The following is a 20876-nucleotide window of genomic DNA, read 5'->3' as shown; positions in this document are numbered from 1 at the left end:
TCACGCCCACGATGCACCAACGCCCCGTTGGTGTTACACTCACCACCCCGGTAGCGGGTTTCACGCTCACTACCCCTTCTCGATACTTCCCATGTGCGGAATTGTAGGTTTTTACGGCCCCGATGACGTCGCCCACGACATCGTATTTGGTCTGACGGCGCTCCAGCACCGCGGCCAGGACGCGGCCGGCATAGCCACCTTCGACGATAACTTTCACCTCTGTAAAGGCAATGGCCTTATTTCCGACGTGTTCCGCCCCAAGCAGCTCAAGAAGCTGAAGGGTAACATCGGCATTGGGCATGCCCGCTACACCACGCAGGGCTCCAACGATGCAGAGCTGGCGCAGCCCTTTACCACCAGCTACCCCTTCGGGCTGGCCATGGTGCACAACGGCAACGTCATCAACTTCCGCTCGGCCGCCAAGCGTTTGCACGAGAAGTACCACGTGCTGCCCAAAACCAGCAACGACCTGGAGCTGATCATGTATACCTTCGCCTCAGAGCTGCGCCTGAAGAACCTCGACGACCTCTCGGTTATCGACATCTTCGACGCCGTGGAGACGACCCAGGAGCTGGTGAAAGGGGCCTACGCCACCATCACTGTTATTGCCGGCCATGGCCTGCTGGCGTTCAACGACCCGCTGGGCATCCGGCCGCTGGTGCTGGGCCGCCGCGAGACGGAAAAAGGTCCCATTTATGCCTTCGCCTCCGAAAGCACCTGCTTCGACTACCTGGGGTTTGAGTTCATCAAGAACGTAGGTCCCGGTCAGGCCATCTTCATTGATAAGGATTATAAGGTTCACTACAAGAACCCGTACGCGCAACCGAAGAACTTCTGCGTGTTCGAACACATCTACTTCGCCCGCGAAGACTCCACCATTCATGGCCGCCTGGTGGCCCGGGAACGGGTGCGCTTGGGCAAAATGCTGGCGCGTAAGGTTATTGAATCGGGCATTCAGCCAGATATGGTGATTGACGTGCCTTCTTCAGGGTACTTCTCGGCATCTGGCCTGGCCGAAGCTATTGGCGTGCCCTACCGCCGGGCCTTGGTGAAGAACAACCACATGGGCCGTTCCTTCATTGTGAGCAGCCAGGCCGGCCGCGAAGACATCGTGAAGAAGAAGCTCAACCCCATCCGGGAGTTTGTGGAGGGCAAAAAGATTGCCGTGGTAGATGACAGTATTGTGCGCGGCACCACCTCACGGCGTATCGTGCGCATCCTGCGCGAGGCCGGGGCTGCGGAAGTCTACTTCATCAGCAGTGCGCCGCCCATCATTTCGCCGTGCATCTATGGCATTGATATGGCCATGAGCACTGAGCTGATTGCCGCCAACTACACCGAGGAGGAAATCTGCCGCTACATTGAGGCCGACAAGGTCATCTATCAGTCGATTGAAGACCTGCAGGAGCTGTTCTCCGAAGACAAAGGCCACGGCGGCAGCTGCTTTGCCTGCTTCACCGGTAAGTACCCCACCGGCGACGTAACCAAGTACCTGCGCCACATTCAGGAAGAGCGCCAGAGCCACCGCCCCGACAAGAAAGACAACGCCAGCACGCTGCCCTCCGTCAGCGCCAAGGCTCCTGAACCAACGGAACATTAATCAACCTTACTGGCCCCAACTGACCGTCATGCTGAGCGCAGCCGAAGCATCTCGCGTGCTGACGTTGCCAACGTAATTTGCTTACTCACGGCCATTATGCTGAGCGCAGCCGAAGCATAATGGTCTCTTAAAACAACTACTTCTACGACGCATGTCATCTTCTCAGAAACCCGCCGGCTACGACATTGACCTCGGCAACGAATGCTCCCGCAATGCTTATGCCTGGTCGAAGAAGACCTTCGCCAACCGCGCCGGTAAGCCCGGCGAGGCAGCTCAAGACCTTGATGGTGGTTTCGCCAACGAAATCCGTTTTGGCAATGCCCGGCTGGGTATCTCCTCGGATGGTATCGGGACCAAGATTGAGGTAGCAGAGCGGGTAGGGAAGTTCGATACGCTGGGCTATGACCTGGTAGCCATGACCGCCGACGACCTCATCGTAGGCGGCTTCGTACCCACCAACCTCAGCAACATCATCGACGTGAATACCCTCGACTACGAGGTGATTGATGAGATGATGCGCGGCCTGCACGATGCCTGCAACTTCGCAGAGGTAGCCATTACGGGCGGCGAAATTGCCGAGCTGGGCAACCGTATCGGCGGCTGGCCGGGCGCTAAAATGAATTTCAACTGGTGCTCTACGGCCATCGGCAGCCTGCACCCGAGCTTAGAGCGCCCCCTGAGCGGCGCAGGGGTGAAACCCGGCCAAGCCGTAGTAGCCCTCCGCTCGCCTAGTTTCCGCTCTAATGGTTTCTCACTGGCCCGCCGCACCCTGCAAAACCTGTTCGGCGACAACTGGCACTCGGCTCCCTATGATGGCCTGGATGCTACCCCCCACGGCAGCGCCGGGCACACCTGGGGTGAGGTGCTGCTGGCACCTTCCCTCATCTACTCGCCCGGCGTAGCGCGGGTGCTGGATGCGGGCCTGCCCCTGCACGCGGCGGCCCACATCACCGGCGGCGGCATTGCTGATAACTTCAAGCGTGTGCTCAAAAATGGTGTGGGCGCTGAACTAACCAACCTCTTCGAGCCTCTGCCCGCTATGCAGAAGCTTACCGAGCTGGCTGGCATCACGCCCGCCGATGCGTACCTCTATTGGAACATGGGCAACGGTATGCTCCTCGTCACCGACGAGGCTCAGGCTGAAGCTGTGGCCGCCCACCTGCAGGCGCAGGGCTATGAGGCCCAGGTAGCGGGCCGCATCACCGCCGAGCCAGGTATCCGGCTGAAAGTAGGGGCAGGCGAGCTGAGCTACGCATAAAGAAGTACACTAGATAGGTCCATGAAAGCCTCAACCCCGTTGTCTAATCCGAACAGCGGGGGCTGAGGCTTTTGCTTGTATGGCCCTTGGCCAATGAGGTGCCAGCTTAACACTGGCCTAGCTATGATTGAGGGGGCGAGAATGCGGGGTACTTCCTGAGTCGCTCCGGATCCTGTCACTCGGCCTCACACTGGGGTTGATCTGGTCACTTGCATGACTGCCCCCAGTGGAAGAGGCCGGTTAGCTTTGACTCTGAGTACCCGCAAACACGGCGTAAAACGATTATGGTTTCCCAACTAGGTGCAATAGGTACTATACAGCGCGCCGGAGTGTAGTATAGATTATATGTGTATTTTGAAATGCACCCTATTATTAGAGGGGGTATGTGGTTATTTTACATATGATTAGGCTAAGTGCCATAAAAAATAAGGGTGTGTATTTTATTATTAAACCATTTTAATATATTTAGACATAAGAAATAAGGGTGTCATCCTTATGGGCATCTGCCGGGTAGTACCAATAGAGACTAGCTGGTTATTTTACTCGCTCTGAATACCCTCCCCCGGGCTGTCCCACCCTGGTATGCGGAGAGTGGCCATATACCTCTTGGCCTTTACTGGTACTGCAGGACCAGTCAGCGTTTCCAAACAACAGCATACGCTACCCGACAGCGGGGCGAGAAGTGGAGTGCGCCGGCACTTGCTCGTCCAATGGCTTCGGGAAGTGAGAGTAAGCGTATCAGAAACCCCAAGCGTAGCTCGCTGGCTGGGTTCCTGCACCTCAGTGTGTCACTCTTAACCCGGACTGTATGTTGCTTTTTACTACTATGGTGGCTTTGTGCGCCCCATTGTCAGCTGAGCCTGGAGACTCAGTGTCCGCAAAGCCCTTTAAGCTGTCGGGCTACGCAGATGGTTACTACCGCTACAACTTCAGCAACCCCCGCGAGGCCCCCTATAACAATCTGACCAGCTTCACAAACAGCCACAACTCGTTTGAGTTGGGCATGATTTCCGTGAAAGGCGAGCATACCATTGGCAAAGTAGGGTTAGTGGCCGACCTGGGCTTCGGGCGCCGAGCCGAGGAGTTTTCTTACAACGACGCCAATACCCGATTTGCCATTAAGCAGCTCTACCTCACGTATGCCTTCACGGATAAGCTGAAAGTGACGGGCGGCAGCTGGGCCACGCACATTGGCTACGAGTCAGTGGACCCCTATCTGAACCGTACTTACAGCATGAGCTATATGTTCTCCTACGGGCCGTTTTTTCATACGGGCCTGAAGGCGGAATACCAGGTAACTCCCAAAACCTCCCTGATGCTGGGCGTGGCCAACCCCACCGATCTGAAAAGTGCCAGCTCTATGCCGAAAACCATGATTGCGCAGGTGGGCACCAGCTCAGCCGATGACAAGATTAAGGCGTATTTCAACTACCAGGGCGGCCGGCAACAAGACTCCTTACGGCTGCAGCAGGGCGATTTGGTGTTGACCTATGCCCTCTCAAGTGCGCTGAGTTTCTCCTATAACGGCAGTGTGCAGTACCGTCAGGAGCGGGGCGAGGGCGGCTGGCAAACGGGCCATTCCTGGTGGGGCTCGGCACTGTACGTCAACCTCGATCCGGTGCCCTGGTTTGGGCTCACGCTGCGCAGTGAGTACTTCAACGACCGCAAAAACCTGCTGGGCTTTAACAGCGACGTGTACGAAACGACGCTTTCGGCCAACTTCCGGAAAGACAATTTGACCCTGATTCCGGAGGTGCGCCTGGATAGCAGCCAGGGTGGCACCTACCTGTTCACAAATCGGGCCGGTACCGGCAAGCAGTCAACGGTAAGTGCGCTGCTCGCCGCCGTGTATAAGTTCTAGGCCTCTCCTCACCCGATAGTCAGCACTGGGCATACCAGCGGCACTGGCCGTGGTATGCCTGCTAGGCCAGTCCTGCCTCTTTTAGTTGTGTGTTTAACGCTTTCTCCTGCTTATGGAAACCACGTTTTCTCCCAAGTCAAAACTTAACTACGGTACGCTCACACTGCTGGTGCTGTTTGTGCTGAGCGCCATTGCGGCCTTTGTGCCCCTGCCGCACCCTGCGGCTGCCAATGCCACCGACATTAACGGCGCTGATACGGCCTGGATGCTCACGGCCTCGGCCTTCGTACTGCTCATGACGCCGGGCCTGTCGTTTTTCTATGGTGGCATGGTGAGGCCTAAGAACCTTATTTCTACCATGCTGCAGAGCTTTGTGGCCTTGGGCGTGATATCTGTTCTGTGGTACTTCGTAGGCTTTTCACTGGCCTACGGCAACTCCTGGAAGGGCGTCATCGGCAACCCCCTGACCTTCCTGATGCTGCGCAATGTGGGCACCGCGCCCCACCCGGCCCTGTCGCCCACTATTCCGCTGATTCTGTTCTTCGCGTTTCAGCTGAAGTTTGCCATCATCACGCCGGCCCTCATCACCGGGTCGTTTGCTGAGCGGGTGCGCTTTAAGGGCTATCTGGCCTTCATTGTGCTGTTCTGCCTGTTTGTGTATTGCCCCCTGGCCCACTGGACCTGGCACCCGGAGGGGTTCCTGCGCCAGTGGGGAGTACTGGATTTCGCGGGTGGTACCGTGGTGCACATTTCGGCGGGCGTTGCAGCGCTGGCCGGAGCCATGGTGCTCGGGCCCCGCAAGGCCCACCGCGAAACCTCCTTTTCTACGCCCAACGTACCGTTTGTGCTGCTGGGCACTGGCCTACTGTGGTTCGGGTGGTTTGGGTTCAACGCTGGCTCGGCCCTGGGGGCTAATGAAGTGGCAGCCCTCTCGTTCGTGAATACCAACCTGGCCTCGGCGGCAGCGTTGGTGGCCTGGATGCTGCTGGAAGTAGCCCGGGGCGGCAAACCTACCGCCATGGGAGCTTGCATTGGGGCGGTGGTTGGGCTGGTGGCTATTACCCCGGCGGCCGGCTATGTTGATTACGGGCAAAGCATTCTGATCGGGATGATAGCCTCCGGCATCAGCTACCTGGGCGTGCACTGGAAAAACAGCCGCACCCGTATTGATGATACTCTGGATGTATTTCCCTGCCATGGCCTGGGCGGCATTGTGGGTATGCTGCTAACAGGAGTATTCGCCGCAAAAGTGGGCCTGGTAAATGGTACGGCCACCGTATTCAACTATCATTTGCTCGGCCTGGCCATTGTAATCGGCTACACGTTTGCGGTTTCGTGGGTGCTGCTCAAGATTACCGATGCGCTGTTTGGCCTGCGTGTGAAGGGCGCCGACGAGGAGATGGGCCTGGACCTGAGCCAGCATGAGGAATCCATCTACAACGTGGATGAGGAGTTCGAAAAGACTTACCGCAAGGAACTGGTATCGTAACTGCTGCCACGTTGCTGGAGCCGGGAGGGTAGCTAGGCAGCTCAGGCTAGAGCTACTCTCCCCTCGAGGCGTTGAATACACGCTGGCTAGCACCCGTAGGTAGCTTCCGCGGGTAAGCAGTGTACTCTGTAAGGCTTTAGACTAACCGGATTAGTGCACGCCTTAAAGCTGCGTAGCTAAGCCATCGGTGGGTTTATCCAACATGGCTTGCTGCAAGTCATAGATCAGGCGTTTGAGTTGGGTATCTACTTCCGCCAGCTTCTTGTCGCGGTACTTGTTGGGGCGCGTGTACACCAGCTTCTCAATGCGGGTAGTGGTGGGGCCGGTGCTATACTTCCCGGCCCGGGCATAGTCTGATTTGGTGTAAGTAACGTGGTGGAGCTGGTAGTGGTAGAGGCTGTCTTTTACTGATACCGAAACCAGACAGCCGTATGCTTCCTGCCCGGTTTTAAGTGTGATATGGGTACTCACCACCCCCGCCTCCGGGCCGATACGCTGTGGCGCGGCTTTGCGGAAGGTTGCCTTTTGTGCTGCCCATCCCTGGGCCCGTGAAAACAGCTGTGCTTTGGAGGCGTTGGCTACCGGCACTGCCCCGCTGTATACCACTTGCTGGGTTTGGCTATCAAGAGGCAGCAGCGAAAAGGTGTAGGGTGCCTCTTGCGCCGTTGCCGCACTGCATACCAGTGCTAGCAAGTAGGGTAGGAACGCTTTCATAGGATGGGTGGGTAAAACGCTTTGGGTGAAGCGGAAAGCAAAAACTGTATACGGCAAGAGGGCACGCTAAGTCGATAATTCTTTAGCGTTTGCTACGGCGGGCAAGTGCTGGCAAAGATACTCAGAGCACCACCCGCAGCAATGCTATGCCGGTGGCTGAGGAGTAGCCAAAAAAATGGCTGGGCCCTGACGACTCATGCGCCACAACCCAACCACGTAAAGCAAGCAAAAAGAAACCTAGGCTACCGGCTCAATATCAAACCCCGCCTGCGATACTGATTTCATAATCAGCTCAGGAATGGGGTTCTCACCTTCCACGGTAAGAATCTTCTCGGGGCTATTGGTGTCAACATTCCATTTTTCTACGCTGGCTTCCGCGTCGAGGAAAGGCGTAACGGCACGCACGCAGTTGCCGCAATTGATGCTGGTTTTGAATTTTAAAGTTGACATAGTGAGTATCAGTTAGCGCTGCAGTGGCCTAGGAAAGAGACCAGCAGCGGGTGAGTAGCTAGTACAACGAATGCCCTGCAAAAATAGCTGCCGGAAGAGGCCTAGAAGGTATAGGCTTTGGCTGACAGAGTGTAGAGTTTTGCCGTATTTAGCCCTACACTAGTAGTGCACGCAATGGACAAGAGAGAATTCTGGCAGTTAATAAATTCCGCCAAACAGGCTTCGGGTGGCGACCAAGCGCTGCAGGAGAAAGAGCTAATCAGTAGCCTGGAAAAGTATGCGCCCGAAGAGATAATTGATTTTGAGTGCCTTCTATGCGAGTGCCTGATTGAGGCCGATGATTTTGGTATTATGGCTGCGCAGAAGATCCTAGACGGCTACGTGTCCGATGACGGCTACTTGTATTTCCGGTGCTGGCTGGTTGGGCAAGGAGAAAGCGTTTTCAAGGCTGCACTGGAAAAGCCCGATACGCTGGCCGCTGTACTTGACGCTCCATACCAAGACTTTGAAGAGCTGCTATCTGTTGCGACTACAGCTTTTCAAAAACGCACTGGCAAAGACGTGGAGGACGATACCTTCCCCAGGGAAAGAGCGGCTGCTCGCGGATTGGATTACGATTCGGACTCAGTCACGAAGGGCGAAGACTGGACTGAAAGCCAGTTGCCGAAGTTGCTGCCTAAGCTCTGGAAGAAGTTTAACTAATACAACAAGCAAAGAAGGGCCTACTACTAGGTCCTTCTTTGCTTGTACACCGAGCGTAGCGGCCGTTTCTCTAGAATCAGTGTATATAGTCTCAGCTAGCCGCTAGAGTGTCGGGTTTCTCCTTATTCATTGGCGGTATATCTAGTTAGAATCTATAACTGCTTGTAGTGCCAACCGGCTAAGCAGCCACCATACTCGGTACTATCAGGGGCTGATAAGTAGAAATCATGCTTCCATTTGCCTGCGCTATTGTCAGGGATAAATATTTCCCAGGTTTCAGCCTGGCAGTCACGTGAAATCAGTCGCAGATAAGCCCAATAGAACTGGCCTGCCATCAGTTTTGCTTTATAGGTTCCTGGGCTTGAATTGTGTTCACTGACAATTACTTCTGTGTCATGGCCGTTGTCACGGCGAACAAAGACCATATCAAACTCTTGAAGCAATACGGTGGAATCTTGTGGGTGTGGTGGGTATAGCTTACCACTTACTATTACACTCCTTTCAGTGCCTTCGGCACTGAAAGGAGTGCCGCTACTGCTACTAAGATTTCGCTGGCAATTAATGCATAGGCCTGCACACAACGTAGCGTAGAATAATTTCTTAGAATTCAATGTGCTTCCTTATGCCGGCCGCAGCGGGCGTTTCTCCAGAATCAGGTTGGTGCGGAAGGTATTGAGGCTTTCTTCCAGGCCTACAGGGTAGGTGTGGGGGTTTAGGAAGCGGCGAATACTGGGGTCGAGGCTGAGGACCTCCCGCTGGGCGCGTGCCCGGCTTTCCTGTAGGGTAGGCAACTGATGCACCAACTCACCGCCCCGGAAGATGGGCTCCAGCAGTTCCCGGTAGGGGGCATCGGCGCGCACAGGGCGGCGGCGGGTGTAGTCACTGGGGTCGATGATGGTGAGTTGGTCGGGGAGAGGCTCGGCGGTATTGTAGAGCATGTCGGCGCGGGGTTGGCCTTTCTCGTTTTCGTAGCGGCGCACCTGCAGGATGCCGGGGATGCTGGTTTTGGCTAGCTGCTCGGAGAGCTTGATGGTGAAGTCCCAGCCCGAGTCGTCAGGTTTGCGCAGGGCGGCCATCTTGTACACACCTCCCAGGGCCGGCTGGTCGTAGGCCGTTACGAGTTGGGTACCTATACCCCAGGTATCAATTTTAGCGCCTTGCAGCTTGAGGCTGGTAATGAGGTTTTCCTCCAGGTCGTTGCTGGCTACTATGCGCACGTTCGGGAACCCGGCCTCGTTGAGCAGGGCGCGGGCCTCGCGGCTGAGGTAGGCCAGGTCACCAGAGTCAAGGCGGATACCACCTAGCTCGTGGCCGTTGGCGCGCATTTCGCGGGCCACTTTAATGGCGTTGCGCACGCCTTCCAGCGTATCGTAGGTATCCACCAGGAACACGGAGTCGTCGGGGAAGGCTTTGGCGTAGGCCGTGAAGGCTTCGGCCTCATCCTTAAACGCCATTACCCAGCTGTGGGCGTGGGTGCCCTTCACCGGAATGTTGAAGCGCTGCCCGGCCAGCACATTGGAGGTAGCATCAACCCCACCTAAGTAAGCGGCGCGGCTGGCGCTGAGGCCCCCATCAAAGCCCTGGGCGCGACGCAGGCCAAACTCCAGCACTGTATCGTCGCCGGCCGCCTCCCGGATACGGACGGCTTTGGTGGCTACCAGCGTTTGAAAGTTTACCAGCGTGAGCAGCGCCGTTTCTATGAGTTGCGCCTGTAATAGAGGGCCTTGTACCCGAATTAGTGGCTCGTTGGCGAAAACCACAGTGCCCTCGGCAATGGCGTCCACATCGCAGGTAAACTTCAGGTCGCGCAGGTAGTCCAGAAAGTCCTGGGGGAACAGGACTCCTCCTTTTGCGCTTTTGAGGCTGCCCAGGTAGGCCAGGTCGTCTGCGGAAAAGTGCAGGTTCTGTAGCCAATCGGCGGCGTAGGCCAGTCCGGCGCACACAGCATAGCCTCCATCAAAGGGTGGGCGGCGAAAGTAAAGGTGAAACACCGCCTCGCGGTCTTGCATGCCTTGTTGCCAGTAGCCGTAGGCCATGGTAACCTGATAGAGGTCGGTAAGCAGGCTGAGGGAGGGGGCGTAAAGGCCGGAGAGCGGAGCAGAATTCATGTGCGCAACAGTTGAGACGCCGTAGCTTACGCAGAATATTTCATTCCGTCGATGCTATGGCCACATCTGCTCCTGCCCGCAGCTCAAGGGGTTTCCACCGTCTCACGCGGCTGGCCACCTGGAAACGCCTCTCGCTCGGAGCGTTACCGGCGCTGTTGCTCTACTGGCTCTTGCCTGGCGCCTGGCCTCTGATGCTGCGCCTGCTGGCCGCCTGGGATGGATTTGCGGTCAGTACCCTGCTTATCACCTGGGCCATAATTCTTACCGCTAATGTAGGCCACCTGCGCAGCTTTGCCACTCGCGAAGACCCCGGCCGGGTGCTGTCGTTTGCTGTGGTGCTCACGGCGGCTACAGCCAGTTTAATAGCCGTGGTTCTCCTGCTCTCGTCTATGCGCCAAGGGCCTGCACCACTGCTGGTAATGCACATACTAATAGGGAGTCTAAGTGTGCTTATGGCGTGGCTGCTAGTGCACACGCTGTTTACCTTGCGCTACGCTCATCTGTTTTACAATGCCACCAGTAATGGCCGGCAGGAAGGTGGCCTAGAGTTTCCGGGTAGTGAACCGGAGCCAGACTACCTCGATTTCGCCTACTTCGCCTTCGTAATTGGCATGACCGCCCAAACCGCCGACGTGAGTATTTCCGACCGCGGAATCCGGCGGCTGGCGTTGCTGCACGGCCTGCTTTCCTTTGGGTTTAATACGGCTGTTGTGGCCCTCACCATAAGCGGCCTGGCCGGCCTGCTATAGTGGGCCCACTGACTTAGGCAGCGCGGCGCGTCCGGTGAGAAACGGGGTGAGCCGTTTGGCAGTACCGTTCGGCGTCCAGCAAGGAAGGCACTACTGGCGGGCACAGCGTGGTAGGTAGCTTGGCCATTTGCTGATGGGTTGCGTCGCCTACGTGGCACAGCACCAGGGAAATATTGCGCACCCGCAGCCGCCGGTAGTAGCGAACTAGTACCCGCAAAACACTGAATGGCATTTTGGGCAGGTGGCTACAATCTATCCAGATGCTGTTCTTCCCGCTCCGGCTAGCCAACCGCAGTGCATAGGAGAGAGGCGTCAGGTCTTCGGGCTCAGACTCAGTCAGGATCAGCAAATAACTCTGGGGCAGTATTTCACGGTAGACTTCCATGGCTTGAGCGCAAAGGCAGCAGATACTCAAATATAAGCAGGCGTGGTGGTGCGTTAGTCAGGGTAAATACGGTATAACTTAGCGGCTAATACGCATAGCCTCATAACGTTACAAGGCCTGCAATGTTGCAGTGGGGCTCTGTGATGTAATCCGTAGCAACCAGGCCGGACACTGGTGCTTAGCTACTCTGCCACGGTGTAGAGCGGGCCGGTTTGTTCTTTGGCGTGCCACTAGCCAGAATGTGACCTGGGAGCTTATCCTAACCACGGGTTCTACGTAGGTAGCCTAGCTGCCGGAACTTCGGCCACGCCTATTGTTGCTCGCTTACCTCTTTGCCGCTACACCTATGATCCGTGTTCTGCTAGCCGACGACCATACCATCCTGCGCGATGGAATCAGAGCCCTATTGGCTCGGGAACCCGACATAGAAGTGGTAGGCGAAGCTGGCCACGGCCAAGGCGTGTTGGACCTGCTCACGCAAACGCCCGCCGATGTGTTGCTCATGGATTTGAATATGCCGGTGCTGGACGGGTTTGCTACCATGCCGCTGCTGCAGAAACAATACCCAGGAGTGCAAGTGGTGATTCTGTCTATGCTCGATAATGAGGAGTATGTGCATCGGGCTATGCAGGCCGGAGCGCTAGGCTACGTGCTAAAGAGCGCCGAAAGCACCGAAATAGTATTTGCCATCCGGACGGTAGCCACCGGGCAAAGCTTCCTGTGTACGGAGGTGGGCATTTCTACGCTTAACCGACTGCTAAGCTGCCCCACGGCGGCGTATAGCGCGGTAGAGGTTCCTCGAAACAATGATTTATCCAGCCGCGAGATGGAGGTGCTGCGGCTTATTGCTGAGGGCCTGACCAACGCTGAAATTGCCGATAAGCTCTTCACCAGCAAGCGCACCATTGAAACCCACCGCCAGAACATCATCGAGAAAACGCAGGCCAAAAACACGGCAGCCCTTGTTCGGTATGCCATGAGCCAAGGCCTTATCAAATAGCCTAGTTCGCTTTCTTGCTACGCTATAGGCCCGCTACTGCTGCCTGGCAGCGCACTGTATAGGCAAGCAAAAGCCCGCTTTCTGAAGCAGAAAGCGGGCTTTATGTAGCCGCGACGGGAATCGAACCCATATCAAGCGTTTAGGAAACGCCTATTCTATCCGTTGAACTACGCAGCCGGAGTGAATCTTAACAAAGCTACGGCGAAAGGGGCGGTTGCCCAAACTTACGAGCTACGTGCGGGCGTATAGGGTGCAGGATGTACCTTGTGGGAAGTACCACCAGCTATTCTCCTCTGTTTACCTCTCTCTTCCTGCTGCATGGGCTTGTTGGATGATATGCGCGCGGCGCGCCGGGCTGCCGGCGCCGGCCGCGTCTTTACCGCTGAGGCGGACGATGATGGCATGGTACCGGCCCTGCTCTTCATTCCCGATATCAGCGGCTTTACCCGATTTATCGAGGAATCGGGGAGCCCAGAAGCGCCGTTTCTGGTAGCCGATCTGCTGGAGATTCTCATTGAGGCCAACATGCTGAACCTGCAGGTAAATGAGATTCAGGGCGATGCGGTGCTGTTTTACCGGCTGGGGCCGCCCCCGCCCATCCGGGAACTGGTGCAGCAGTGCCGCCGGATTTACCTCGACTTTCAGAACTACCTGCGCTTGGTAGAGCGAGACACGGGTTCTGAGCTAAGTGCCGCCCTGGCCGAGCACGTGCTTACCCTCAAGATTATTGTGCACTATGGCCGGGTGAGCGTGGCGCAAATAAGAGAGTACACCAAGCTCATGGGCCGCGATGTAATTGTGGTGCATCGTCTGCTCAAAAACAACATCATGGGCTCAGAGTACATATTGCTCTCGGAAGGCTACGTGCAAACCCAAACGCCCGCCGAGCTGGCCCGCAGCTTCTCCTGGACGCGCCTGCTCCATGGTTCAGCATTTTATGACCACCTAGGCGAGGTGGCCTACCGCTACGCCCACCTCTCGCCCCTGCGCCTGCTGCTCAATGCACCCGCCTCTGCTCATACTAAGCCCGCGCGCAGCTGCGTGCTGAAGGTGCGCCGTGCCATCGGGGTGCCGGCCCCTTATCTGTTGCGGGTGCTCAGCAACTTCCGGCTGCGCCCCCGCTGGATGGAGGGGGCCACGGCCGTGCACTATGATGTTACCAAAGCAGGGCGTCTGGGCACTAGCTATAAGGTAGATATCTTTCAGGGCCAGATTGACTTCCAGACGGTGCAGCAGTTTGAGGACGATGAAGGCCAGATGGAGTATGTGGAAAAGATTTCGCACTTCCGGATTTTCCCCAATTCCCTGCTGTTCTACTTCATTGAGGCCGTAGACCTGGATACCTGCTTGCTTACCATCGAATTCCGCTACGGCCACATTGCCAGCCACAACCGCCTCATCCGGTTTGGGCAGCTCCACCGCGTGCGCCGGTTTCTGGGCCGCTCCATTCGGGGCTTGGCAGGCGTTTGTGAGAAACGGTGACCCGGTGAGGTAGTGACTTTGACGTTCTCTACCCCTATGAGGACGCATGATGAAGCACCCACAGGGCAGCGCAACCACTCCTGGCTATGCAAGTCGCTGAGCGTATTAAAGCAAAAAGCCCTTACGTCCATCATGGGCGTAAGGGCTTTTTTGTAGATGAAGCTCTCATAAGGCTAAAGAAGGAGTGCTACGTCGGAGAAAGGGCCGACCTAGGCCTCTTTACTGAAACCCGTACTCACTAACTCACCGCCTCACCATGTCTTACGACTTGTACAGTAATACAATGCCGAAAGAGAGGGCAGTTAGGATGAGGCCTACCATGAAGATGGTATAGCTGAGGCGAAGCAGGCGGTATTTGCGGGTAAGCACGTCGCCGAGGTAATAGATGTCGGTTACCATATTGGTATACAGGGCATCTTTCTGGCGCATTATTTCGGTCATGCCGTGCTGGAAGTCGTCGAGGCTGAGCTTACTGAAGTTGCCGAAAAACAGCAGGTTCACCCGGCGGTTAGTAGCAATCTGGGGGCTGCGCTTTAGCCACTTGAAGCTCGTAACATCAGGCTGGGCGCACAGAATAGCCGTTACCACTGAGCCAAGGGCCGTGATGAGCAGAATACCCATTGGGATGGAAATAACGGGATTGCGCAACAAGCCTACGTTGCTGAGTGCCGCCGACTTACTGCCCAGCTTAGCACCGAAATAGGTGATGATCAAGGACATGAGCACCGCGTTGAGGCTGATCATCATGTTCGCCTTTTTATCGGCCATGTCGGAGAGCTTCATGTGGTTGCTGTACATGGTCCGAAACATGGTTTCAATACCCCGTTTCGGCTCAGCGAAGGTGGCTTCGGCCTCTTCCTCCTTCTTCTTCTTCTTTTTCGCGGTCTTTTTCAGCTTACCACGCTGCTCCTTTATGTTGGCCTTAAACTGCTCCTTGTAGCGCTCTTTGGCGGCATCGGTGTAATACTTAGTGCCCAGCAGGAAGTTCAGCTGCGTTTCAGCCCACTCCGTGTTAGAGTAGGTTTTGCCCAGAGTGGTTTCCCACTCTGTGCGGAGCAGCTCAGCGTTGGCAAAGAAGTCCTCGCGGCCCAGGTTGCTCATGTCGGCATCCACCAGAAGCTGTTGCAGCTCAGTTTCGCGGGGCTCATCGCGGTGCGTGGCCTTAATGATGTCCTTTACCAAGGCAATACGGTCAGGGGGGTAGCCGTGCTCCGTGAGCCACTGTTCAGCTATTTCCATGCTGCGGTACTCGTGGCCGTCGTACGTATCCACGTAACCAGCATCATGAAACCAGGCCGCCAGAATGAGCGCTTCCTGATCAGCGTTATCGAGGCCAGCCGCTTCAGCCAGGGCTTTGGCTTCTTTTACTACAACGGCCGTGTGCTTGGGCGAGTGGTATACAAGGCGAGAGGGCAGCTGCTGTTCAAACAGTTGTGAGATGTAAGCCTTTGCCTTCTTGATAATCTCGGCCTTGGCAGGTTTGAGCGTAGGGATGGTTTCCATGTAACGGAAAATAAGAAAAAAGTGCCGGCCAGCAGATCCGTAAGGAATAGAACGTAGCTGCGCGGTTGAGGTTTTCCGGGCCGCAAGCCCAACCGAAGACGATTGATTTGCGTAGGGCAGGCACCCCATACTTTGGTCTCCGCAATATGGCGGTAGGCAGCAAGTTTATCGTATTTACTGCAACCCTGTTTTCCACAGCCTGTTTACTCTCGTATAGTACTAGCACGTAACAGGGGTTTGCTCCTTTTTTGTTTACTCTCTCTCCCTTTATGAGAAGACTTCTTCTATCCTGCAGCCTGCTGATGTTGTTGGCTGGCAGCACTATACCTACTGCACTGGCGCAAAAACCCGACCAGACTCCGCACCCCACCCGGCCTAATTACCGCAACGGGGGCGAGAACTGGGAGGCCAAAACGCCCCCCGATAGCTCCGGCATCCGCTACTCCATATTTCTGATTGGAGATGTGGGCAAGCCTATTCCCAGTGCGGAGGGCGGCGAGCCTTCCCTCAACTACCTGCGCAAGCAGATTCTGGCTGCCGGCAACCGTAGCACCACCGTGTACCTCGGCGACAACGTGTACGAGTACGGCATGCCCGAAGAAGGAGCTTATGACCGGGATGAGTCGGAGAGGCGCATCACCGACCAGCTGGATATTCTGCGCAACTATGCCGGCGAGAAATACATGATTCCGGGCAACCACGACTGGAAGCAGGGCTTGCGCGGGAGCGTAGACCAGGTAAACCGGGAGCAGCGGTTTGTGGAGGACTACATGACCAAAGACTCGGCGGCGTTTGCTTATACCGGCGACTTCTTTATTCCGCGTGATGCCTGCCCCGGCCCGTTTGAAGTGCGCCTGCAGGATGATTTGGTGCTGATTGCAGTAAACTCGCAGTGGTTTCTGCAAACCAACGGTGAGCGGCCGTACGGGGCCAACAGTGGCTGCGGCGTGGCCAATGAAACCGATTTCTTCACCCAACTGGAAGACATCATTGCCCGCAACAAAAACAAGAACATTATGGTGGTAGCCCACCATCCGCTCTTTTCTGATGGCATTCACGGCGGCTACTTCACCCTCGGCGACCATTTCTTCCCGCTGTCTATTGTATACAAGTATGCCTTTCTGCCGCTGCCCGTTATCGGGAGCATCTACCCGTTTGCCCGCAAGTACGGTGGCGTAAGTCAGGATATTGCCCATCCGCTGTACCAGGCCTACAAGAAGGGAATGATGGAGATTTTCCAGAAATACCCTAATGTGGTGTACGCCGCGGGCCACGAGCACAACCTGCAGTTCTTCCGCGAGGGCAACCTCAACCACATTGTAAGCGGCTCAGGCTGCAAAACGCAGCACGTGAAGCCCGGCGACGGCGGCGACGCGCTGTTTTCAGATAAGGAGAAGGGCTTTGCCCGCGTGAACTACTACACCAACGGCGAGGTGTGGGTAGAGTATTTTATTCCGGAGGGCCGGGGTGAAACGGGGCGGCGCGTGTTCCGCACGCCCATGTATGCGTTGCAGGCGGCCACTGCGGCCCAGCAAACCAGCAACCCGCAAACCATCAACCGCCCCGACTTTCGCGACAGCACCGTTACCACCGCCATTCACCCCGAATACGATGAGGCGGGCAAGTTTCATCGGTTTCTGTTCGGTGACCACTACCGCAAGGAGTGGGCTACGCCCATTGCGTTTCCGGTGCTGGATCTGGCCACGGAGAAGGGTGGCCTATCACCCTACAAAATTGGGGGCGGCAAACAAACGGCTTCCCTGAAAGTGCGCAACGAGGAGGGCCGCAACTTCACCATCCGGAGCCTGAACAAAGACCCCTCGGCGGTACTGCCAGAGGCGCTGCGCTCCGGCGCCGCAGCTGATATTCTGCAGGATCAGATTTCGGCGCAGCATCCGCTGGGCTCGTTGCCGCTGCCTCCGCTGGCTACTGCTGCGGGTATCTTGCACACCAACCCCGAGTTGCGCTACATTCCCCAAGACCCCCTGCTGGGCATATACCTGCCCCGCTTTGGTAACACGCCGGGCGCCATTGAGGAAGACGCCAAGGACGACCAGAGCAACGTGGAGTCATTGGGGAATGCCAAGAACCTGGTGGGCACCGACAAGGTATTTGAGCGCATCACCGACGACAACGATAACCGCGTTAATGAAAAAGCTTTTGCCCGCTCGCGCCTCTTTGATATGTGGATTGGCGACTGGGACCGGCACGAGGACCAGTGGCGCTGGGCCGAGCGAAAGGATAAGGACGGCGACCGAAAATTTACGGCCGTGCCTGAAGACCGCGACATTGCTTTCTTTAAGGGTGATGGCTTGTTTCCGTACCTGGCTTCGCGCAAGTGGGCCATCCGCAACTTTCAGAATTTTGGCTATGATTACGCCGACTGGAAGGGCCTCAACCTGACGGCCCTGAGCAACGACCGGGTATACTTGGCTTCCGTAACCAAGGAAGACTGGGTAAAGCAGGCGGAAGAGCTGAAAGCTGCCCTGACCGACGACGTAATTGAACAGGCATTCCGGGAACGGTGGCCTAAGCAGATCTATGACCTGCACGGCCCCGAGATTATCGCCAAGCTGAAAAGCCGCCGTGACCTATTGCCCCAGGTGGCCGCCGATTATTACACCATGGTGAGCCGCGTGACAGAGGTAAAAGGCTCCAAGAAGCGGGAGAAATTTGTGGTAGAGCGCCTGCCCGACAACAAGACGCACGTAACCGTGCAGAAGATCAATAAGGAAGGAGAGCTCACCAAAATGCTCTTCGACCGCACCTTCGACAACAAGGTCACGAAGGAAATTCGTCTGTATGGTTTTGCCGGCGAGGACATTTACGACGTGAAAGGCGAGGTAAAGCGCGGAGCCAAAGTGCGCATCATTGCTGGTACTGATAAGGACAGCATCACGGACCGCTCTAACGTAACGGGCATCAACCACCAGCTGCACATTTATGACGCCGACACCAGCAACGTGATTGTGGCCGGCAAAGACGCTCGCCTGCGCCTGGAGCCGGGCATTGACGTGAGCCGCTATGATGTGCACACTCGCACCGACCGCCGAGACTACACGCTGAATTACCTGGGGCCCACGGCCTACTTCGGGTACAATATTGATGACCGCCTGTTCATAGGAGGTGGGGCAATTTACCGTACCTACGGATTCCGGAAGTCGCCTTACTCTACTGAGCAAAGCCTGGCGGCCAACTTCTCGCCCTCGCAGAACGCCTACAACGTGCGGTATCTGGGGCACTACGTGGATATCTTCGGCAACCTGGACCTGCGCGTAACCGCCCAGCTGTACGGCCCCCAGTTGCTCTACAACTACTTCGGGCTGGGTAACGACACCCGTAACCGATTGGCGGAGGAAAACGACGGTGACCGTATCCGCAACCGCGATATCAACGACACGTACCGCATCCGGTTCTCGCGGCTATATGTGGCGCCCATGCTGGAGAAGAGCCTCTTTAGCTTTCTGCAACTGGGCTTTGGCCCGCAGTACGACCAGTTCCGCGTTGATCGTGGCCAGATTGGCAGTGAAATAGCCGCCGGCCTCGATGAGAACGGCAACGGCCGTGAGGGTACCGCCGCCGTGGGCATCCGCAGCTCCGACTTTGGCCTGAACCGTTACCTGGGGGGCAAGGCGTACCTGAACCTCGATGCCAGCTCCTCGCCCAAAAACCCACGCATAGGCCTACGCCTGTATAACTCAGCCGAGTACAACTATCAGCTGAATGGCGAGAAGCTCAACTACGGCCGCCTTACCACGGAAGCCCGGTTTTATCTCTCGCCCAACTTCCCCTTCCAGCTAACGTGGGCCGGCCGCATTGGCGCCAACCGCAACCTCGGCGACTACCGCTTCTACCAGGCAAACACCTTGGGCGGTACCACCAACCTGCGCGGCTACCGCCGTACTCGCTATGCGGGCCGCAGCTCCGTGTATGCTAATGCCGAGGTGCGCATTCAGCTCTTCACGTTTAATGCCTATGTGGTGCCGGGCAAGTTTGGTATTCTCGGCCTGGCCGATGCCGCTCGGGTATACACGCACTACGATACCAAAACTGGCCTACGGGCTTTCCATACTGCCGTAGGTGGCGGGGTGTGGGCCGATATTCTGAAGCAGGCCGTGATCAATGCCACTTATTCAGTAGGTGAAGAAAACCTGGTGTTTGTGGGATTTGACTTCCTGTTTTAGCCTGGGCCCCCGCGGGGGCGGTAAAGGAGTGGCCTAGCCAGGCTAGTACAGCCATGCGCAACCTGGCGTTAATTCACGTTTGCGGGGTTTAACCCGGCTTCTTGCTCATCCTTTTTCCCGAAAAGACGTTAAGGCTAGCCTAACGTCTTTTCGTCGTTTAGCTCCCCTCCATTCTTCCCGTTTATGACCAACTTCTCGACGCTGTTTGCCCGGTATGCATGTCCGCTGACCATTGCTACCGTTCTGTTAGGAGGGGCTGTAACGGCTCAGGCCCAGATTACGCCCACCACGCCGCCCGTGTACCCGCCTCCCGCCCCCCTGGCCAGCGACACGGCCGCCGCCGACCAGGTAGGCCAGGACCGGGAGTTTGCCGTACCCAGCGTAATCGGGATGGGGCCCAGCAAAGGCGTGGTAGCCCATATTGAGAGCCTCTCTGATTTCAAGATTAACTCCACTATCAACGACCGGGATCCGGCCCAGAAGGCTTCTACCACTGTTACTAAAAACCGCCGGGCCTTTATCAAGGGCTATATCCCCGTCTGGAATCATCCGCACCTGAAAGTGGTGATAGGCCTCAATTATGACCGGGAGGAGTTTCAATTCAAGGAGCCCAACAACTCTACCTACTACCGCAACCTGGAGGACAAAGGGCTGAAAGTAATTGGCACGCAGCTGGCCGTGATCAGGCCCATTGATGAAACGCACTGGTACCTGGCCCGCATTAAGGGCGAGTTGAACGGCGACTATACCTCCTCAGAGCTTGACATTCCGGACTACCTGAAGATGTCGGGGGAGTTTATTTATGGTTGGAAGCGCAGCCCCACCTTTGCCTGGGGTATTGGTGCCCAGTTAGGCTACACCTTTGGGCGCCAGAGCATGTACCCGGTAGTGCTGTATAACCGCACCTTCAACCCGCATTGGGGCGTAGAGGCGCTGTTTCCGGCCCGGGTTACCTTCCGGTATAATGCTTCTCCCAAAACGCTGTTTTTTGGGGGCTACACCGTTGATGGTCTTAACTACAATATTAAGCTGCGCGAGCCGCTGATGAATGGCCTGCAAACTCTGATTGTGCGCGAAACCGAGGTGAAATTCCGGCTGCGCATGGAGCGGGAAATCTATGACTTCCTCTGGTTTGGCCTGGAGGGCGGCTACCGCTACAACTACTCATTTAATGCCTTCGATAAAGACGGCAACAAAGGCACGCTGTTTAGCCTGGGCGGCGGCACCCGCCCCAAGGTGATTGAAAACACTCTTGGCGGAGCACCCTATGCCAGCCTAGAGGTGTTCTTAGTACCCCCGCGCAAGTTCCTGCGCAAAACGGCCGGAGGCCGCTAGGCCAGTAGATTCAGACGCCAAAAAAAGCCCCATCTGAGTAGATGGGGCTTTTGTTT

At 56.4% G+C, this 20876-nt stretch carries 16 protein-coding genes and 1 tRNA gene; 10 read left to right on the top strand and 7 right to left on the bottom strand.

Translation table 11 applies throughout. The annotated features are described in order from the left end of the window. The first annotated feature begins 91 nt into the window (after positions 1-91). The 4 genes from purF (at position 92) to HMJ29_RS05190 (ending at position 6208) form a co-directional block, all read left to right on the top strand. The gene (gene purF / locus HMJ29_RS05205; RefSeq protein ID WP_171590475.1) at positions 92-1600 is read left to right on the top strand and encodes an amidophosphoribosyltransferase; all 1509 of its coding nucleotides are present in this window, start codon (positions 92-94) and stop codon (positions 1598-1600) included. Positions 1601-1751: 151 nt separating this feature from the next. After that, on the top strand, positions 1752-2858 hold the full coding sequence (locus HMJ29_RS05200; protein ID WP_171590474.1) for an AIR synthase-related protein: 1107 nt from the start codon (positions 1752-1754) through the stop codon (positions 2856-2858). Positions 2859-3666: 808 nt separating this feature from the next. After that, on the top strand, positions 3667-4719 hold the full coding sequence (locus HMJ29_RS05195; RefSeq protein ID WP_171590473.1) for a porin: 1053 nt from the start codon (positions 3667-3669) through the stop codon (positions 4717-4719). Between the two features lie 112 nt (positions 4720-4831). Continuing rightward, positions 4832-6208 (top strand): ammonium transporter, encoded by a 1377-nt coding sequence (locus HMJ29_RS05190; protein WP_171590472.1) that lies wholly within the window; start codon positions 4832-4834, stop codon positions 6206-6208. Positions 6209-6370: 162 nt separating this feature from the next. Here the strand turns inward: HMJ29_RS05190 and HMJ29_RS05185 are convergent, their stop codons facing one another. Next, a complete protein-coding gene (locus tag HMJ29_RS05185) occupies positions 6371-6922 on the bottom strand; it encodes a DUF4468 domain-containing protein (protein ID WP_171590471.1) in 552 nt (183 codons plus the stop codon). A gap of 237 nt (positions 6923-7159) precedes the next feature. Beyond that, positions 7160-7372: a heavy-metal-associated domain-containing protein gene (locus HMJ29_RS05180; protein WP_171590470.1), complete on the bottom strand. Its 213-nt coding sequence runs from the start codon at positions 7370-7372 to the stop codon at positions 7160-7162. A 174-nt stretch (positions 7373-7546) separates the two neighbouring features. Between HMJ29_RS05180 and HMJ29_RS05175 the strand changes: the two genes are divergently transcribed. Continuing rightward, positions 7547-8074: a DUF4240 domain-containing protein gene (locus tag HMJ29_RS05175; RefSeq protein ID WP_171590469.1), complete on the top strand. Its 528-nt coding sequence runs from the start codon at positions 7547-7549 to the stop codon at positions 8072-8074. Positions 8075-8226: 152 nt separating this feature from the next. On the opposite strand, the gene HMJ29_RS05170 is transcribed toward HMJ29_RS05175, so the two are convergent. Together HMJ29_RS05170 and HMJ29_RS05165 are read right to left on the bottom strand one after the other, a co-directional pair. Continuing rightward, positions 8227-8499: a hypothetical protein gene (locus HMJ29_RS05170; protein WP_171590468.1), complete on the bottom strand. Its 273-nt coding sequence runs from the start codon at positions 8497-8499 to the stop codon at positions 8227-8229. A gap of 195 nt (positions 8500-8694) precedes the next feature. Beyond that, positions 8695-10182 (bottom strand): nicotinate phosphoribosyltransferase, encoded by a 1488-nt coding sequence (locus tag HMJ29_RS05165; protein WP_171590467.1) that lies wholly within the window; start codon positions 10180-10182, stop codon positions 8695-8697. Positions 10183-10238: 56 nt separating this feature from the next. On the opposite strand from HMJ29_RS05165, the gene HMJ29_RS05160 reads away from it, so the two are divergent. Continuing rightward, positions 10239-10931 (top strand): DUF1345 domain-containing protein, encoded by a 693-nt coding sequence (locus HMJ29_RS05160; RefSeq protein WP_171590466.1) that lies wholly within the window; start codon positions 10239-10241, stop codon positions 10929-10931. A gap of 13 nt (positions 10932-10944) precedes the next feature. On the opposite strand, the gene HMJ29_RS05155 is transcribed toward HMJ29_RS05160, so the two are convergent. Then, positions 10945-11316: an STAS domain-containing protein gene (locus HMJ29_RS05155; RefSeq protein ID WP_171590465.1), complete on the bottom strand. Its 372-nt coding sequence runs from the start codon at positions 11314-11316 to the stop codon at positions 10945-10947. 346 nt (positions 11317-11662) lie between these two features. Between HMJ29_RS05155 and HMJ29_RS05150 the strand changes: the two genes are divergently transcribed. Continuing rightward, positions 11663-12316 carry a response regulator transcription factor gene (locus tag HMJ29_RS05150; protein WP_171590464.1) on the top strand — a complete coding sequence of 218 codons (654 nt, stop codon included), beginning with the start codon at positions 11663-11665 and terminating at the stop codon, positions 12314-12316. Between the two features lie 105 nt (positions 12317-12421). On the opposite strand, the gene HMJ29_RS05145 is transcribed toward HMJ29_RS05150, so the two are convergent. Beyond that, positions 12422-12493, bottom strand: a tRNA-Arg gene (locus HMJ29_RS05145). A 141-nt stretch (positions 12494-12634) separates the two neighbouring features. Here HMJ29_RS05145 and HMJ29_RS05140 point away from each other — a divergent pair. Then, positions 12635-13798, top strand: a complete 1164-nt coding sequence (locus HMJ29_RS05140) for a DUF2652 domain-containing protein (RefSeq protein WP_171590463.1) — start codon at positions 12635-12637, stop codon at positions 13796-13798. A gap of 261 nt (positions 13799-14059) precedes the next feature. Here the strand turns inward: HMJ29_RS05140 and HMJ29_RS05135 are convergent, their stop codons facing one another. Continuing rightward, the gene (locus tag HMJ29_RS05135) at positions 14060-15301 is read right to left on the bottom strand and encodes a Pycsar system effector family protein (RefSeq protein WP_171590462.1); all 1242 of its coding nucleotides are present in this window, start codon (positions 15299-15301) and stop codon (positions 14060-14062) included. A 269-nt stretch (positions 15302-15570) separates the two neighbouring features. Here HMJ29_RS05135 and HMJ29_RS05130 point away from each other — a divergent pair, with 269 nt between their 5' ends. Further along, complete coding sequence (locus HMJ29_RS05130) at positions 15571-19485, top strand: BamA/TamA family outer membrane protein (protein ID WP_244678791.1); 3915 nt, start codon at positions 15571-15573, stop codon at positions 19483-19485. Positions 19486-19668: 183 nt separating this feature from the next. Next, the gene (locus HMJ29_RS05125) at positions 19669-20820 is read left to right on the top strand and encodes a DUF6268 family outer membrane beta-barrel protein (protein ID WP_171590461.1); all 1152 of its coding nucleotides are present in this window, start codon (positions 19669-19671) and stop codon (positions 20818-20820) included. Positions 20821-20876: the final 56 nt, after the last annotated feature.

It is taken from the genome of Hymenobacter taeanensis (assembly GCF_013137895.1).
Taxonomy (GTDB): domain Bacteria; phylum Bacteroidota; class Bacteroidia; order Cytophagales; family Hymenobacteraceae; genus Hymenobacter; species Hymenobacter taeanensis.
Note: the sequence above shows the minus strand (reverse complement) of the source record. Positions and strands in the feature narration are given on the sequence as shown.

Excerpts from the sequence above, each read along its gene's own strand:
- HMJ29_RS05170 (WP_171590468.1), bottom strand. The coding sequence starts at position 8,499 with ATGGTCTTTGTTCGCCGTGACAACGGCCATGACACAGAAGTAATTGTC.
- HMJ29_RS05185 (WP_171590471.1), bottom strand. The coding sequence starts at position 6,922 with ATGAAAGCGTTCCTACCCTACTTGCTAGCACTGGTATGCAGTGCGGCA.
- HMJ29_RS05165 (WP_171590467.1), bottom strand. The coding sequence starts at position 10,182 with ATGAATTCTGCTCCGCTCTCCGGCCTTTACGCCCCCTCCCTCAGCCTG.
- HMJ29_RS05130 (WP_244678791.1), top strand. The coding sequence starts at position 15,571 with ATGAGAAGACTTCTTCTATCCTGCAGCCTGCTGATGTTGTTGGCTGGC.
- HMJ29_RS05125 (WP_171590461.1), top strand. The coding sequence starts at position 19,669 with ATGACCAACTTCTCGACGCTGTTTGCCCGGTATGCATGTCCGCTGACC.
- HMJ29_RS05180 (WP_171590470.1), bottom strand. The coding sequence starts at position 7,372 with ATGTCAACTTTAAAATTCAAAACCAGCATCAATTGCGGCAACTGCGTG.
- HMJ29_RS05200 (WP_171590474.1), top strand. The coding sequence starts at position 1,752 with ATGTCATCTTCTCAGAAACCCGCCGGCTACGACATTGACCTCGGCAAC.
- HMJ29_RS05190 (WP_171590472.1), top strand. The coding sequence starts at position 4,832 with ATGGAAACCACGTTTTCTCCCAAGTCAAAACTTAACTACGGTACGCTC.
- HMJ29_RS05135 (WP_171590462.1), bottom strand. The coding sequence starts at position 15,301 with ATGGAAACCATCCCTACGCTCAAACCTGCCAAGGCCGAGATTATCAAG.
- HMJ29_RS05140 (WP_171590463.1), top strand. The coding sequence starts at position 12,635 with ATGGGCTTGTTGGATGATATGCGCGCGGCGCGCCGGGCTGCCGGCGCC.
- HMJ29_RS05175 (WP_171590469.1), top strand. The coding sequence starts at position 7,547 with ATGGACAAGAGAGAATTCTGGCAGTTAATAAATTCCGCCAAACAGGCT.
- HMJ29_RS05150 (WP_171590464.1), top strand. The coding sequence starts at position 11,663 with ATGATCCGTGTTCTGCTAGCCGACGACCATACCATCCTGCGCGATGGA.
- HMJ29_RS05155 (WP_171590465.1), bottom strand. The coding sequence starts at position 11,316 with ATGGAAGTCTACCGTGAAATACTGCCCCAGAGTTATTTGCTGATCCTG.
- HMJ29_RS05195 (WP_171590473.1), top strand. The coding sequence starts at position 3,667 with ATGTTGCTTTTTACTACTATGGTGGCTTTGTGCGCCCCATTGTCAGCT.
- HMJ29_RS05160 (WP_171590466.1), top strand. The coding sequence starts at position 10,239 with ATGGCCACATCTGCTCCTGCCCGCAGCTCAAGGGGTTTCCACCGTCTC.
- purF (WP_171590475.1), top strand. The coding sequence starts at position 92 with ATGTGCGGAATTGTAGGTTTTTACGGCCCCGATGACGTCGCCCACGAC.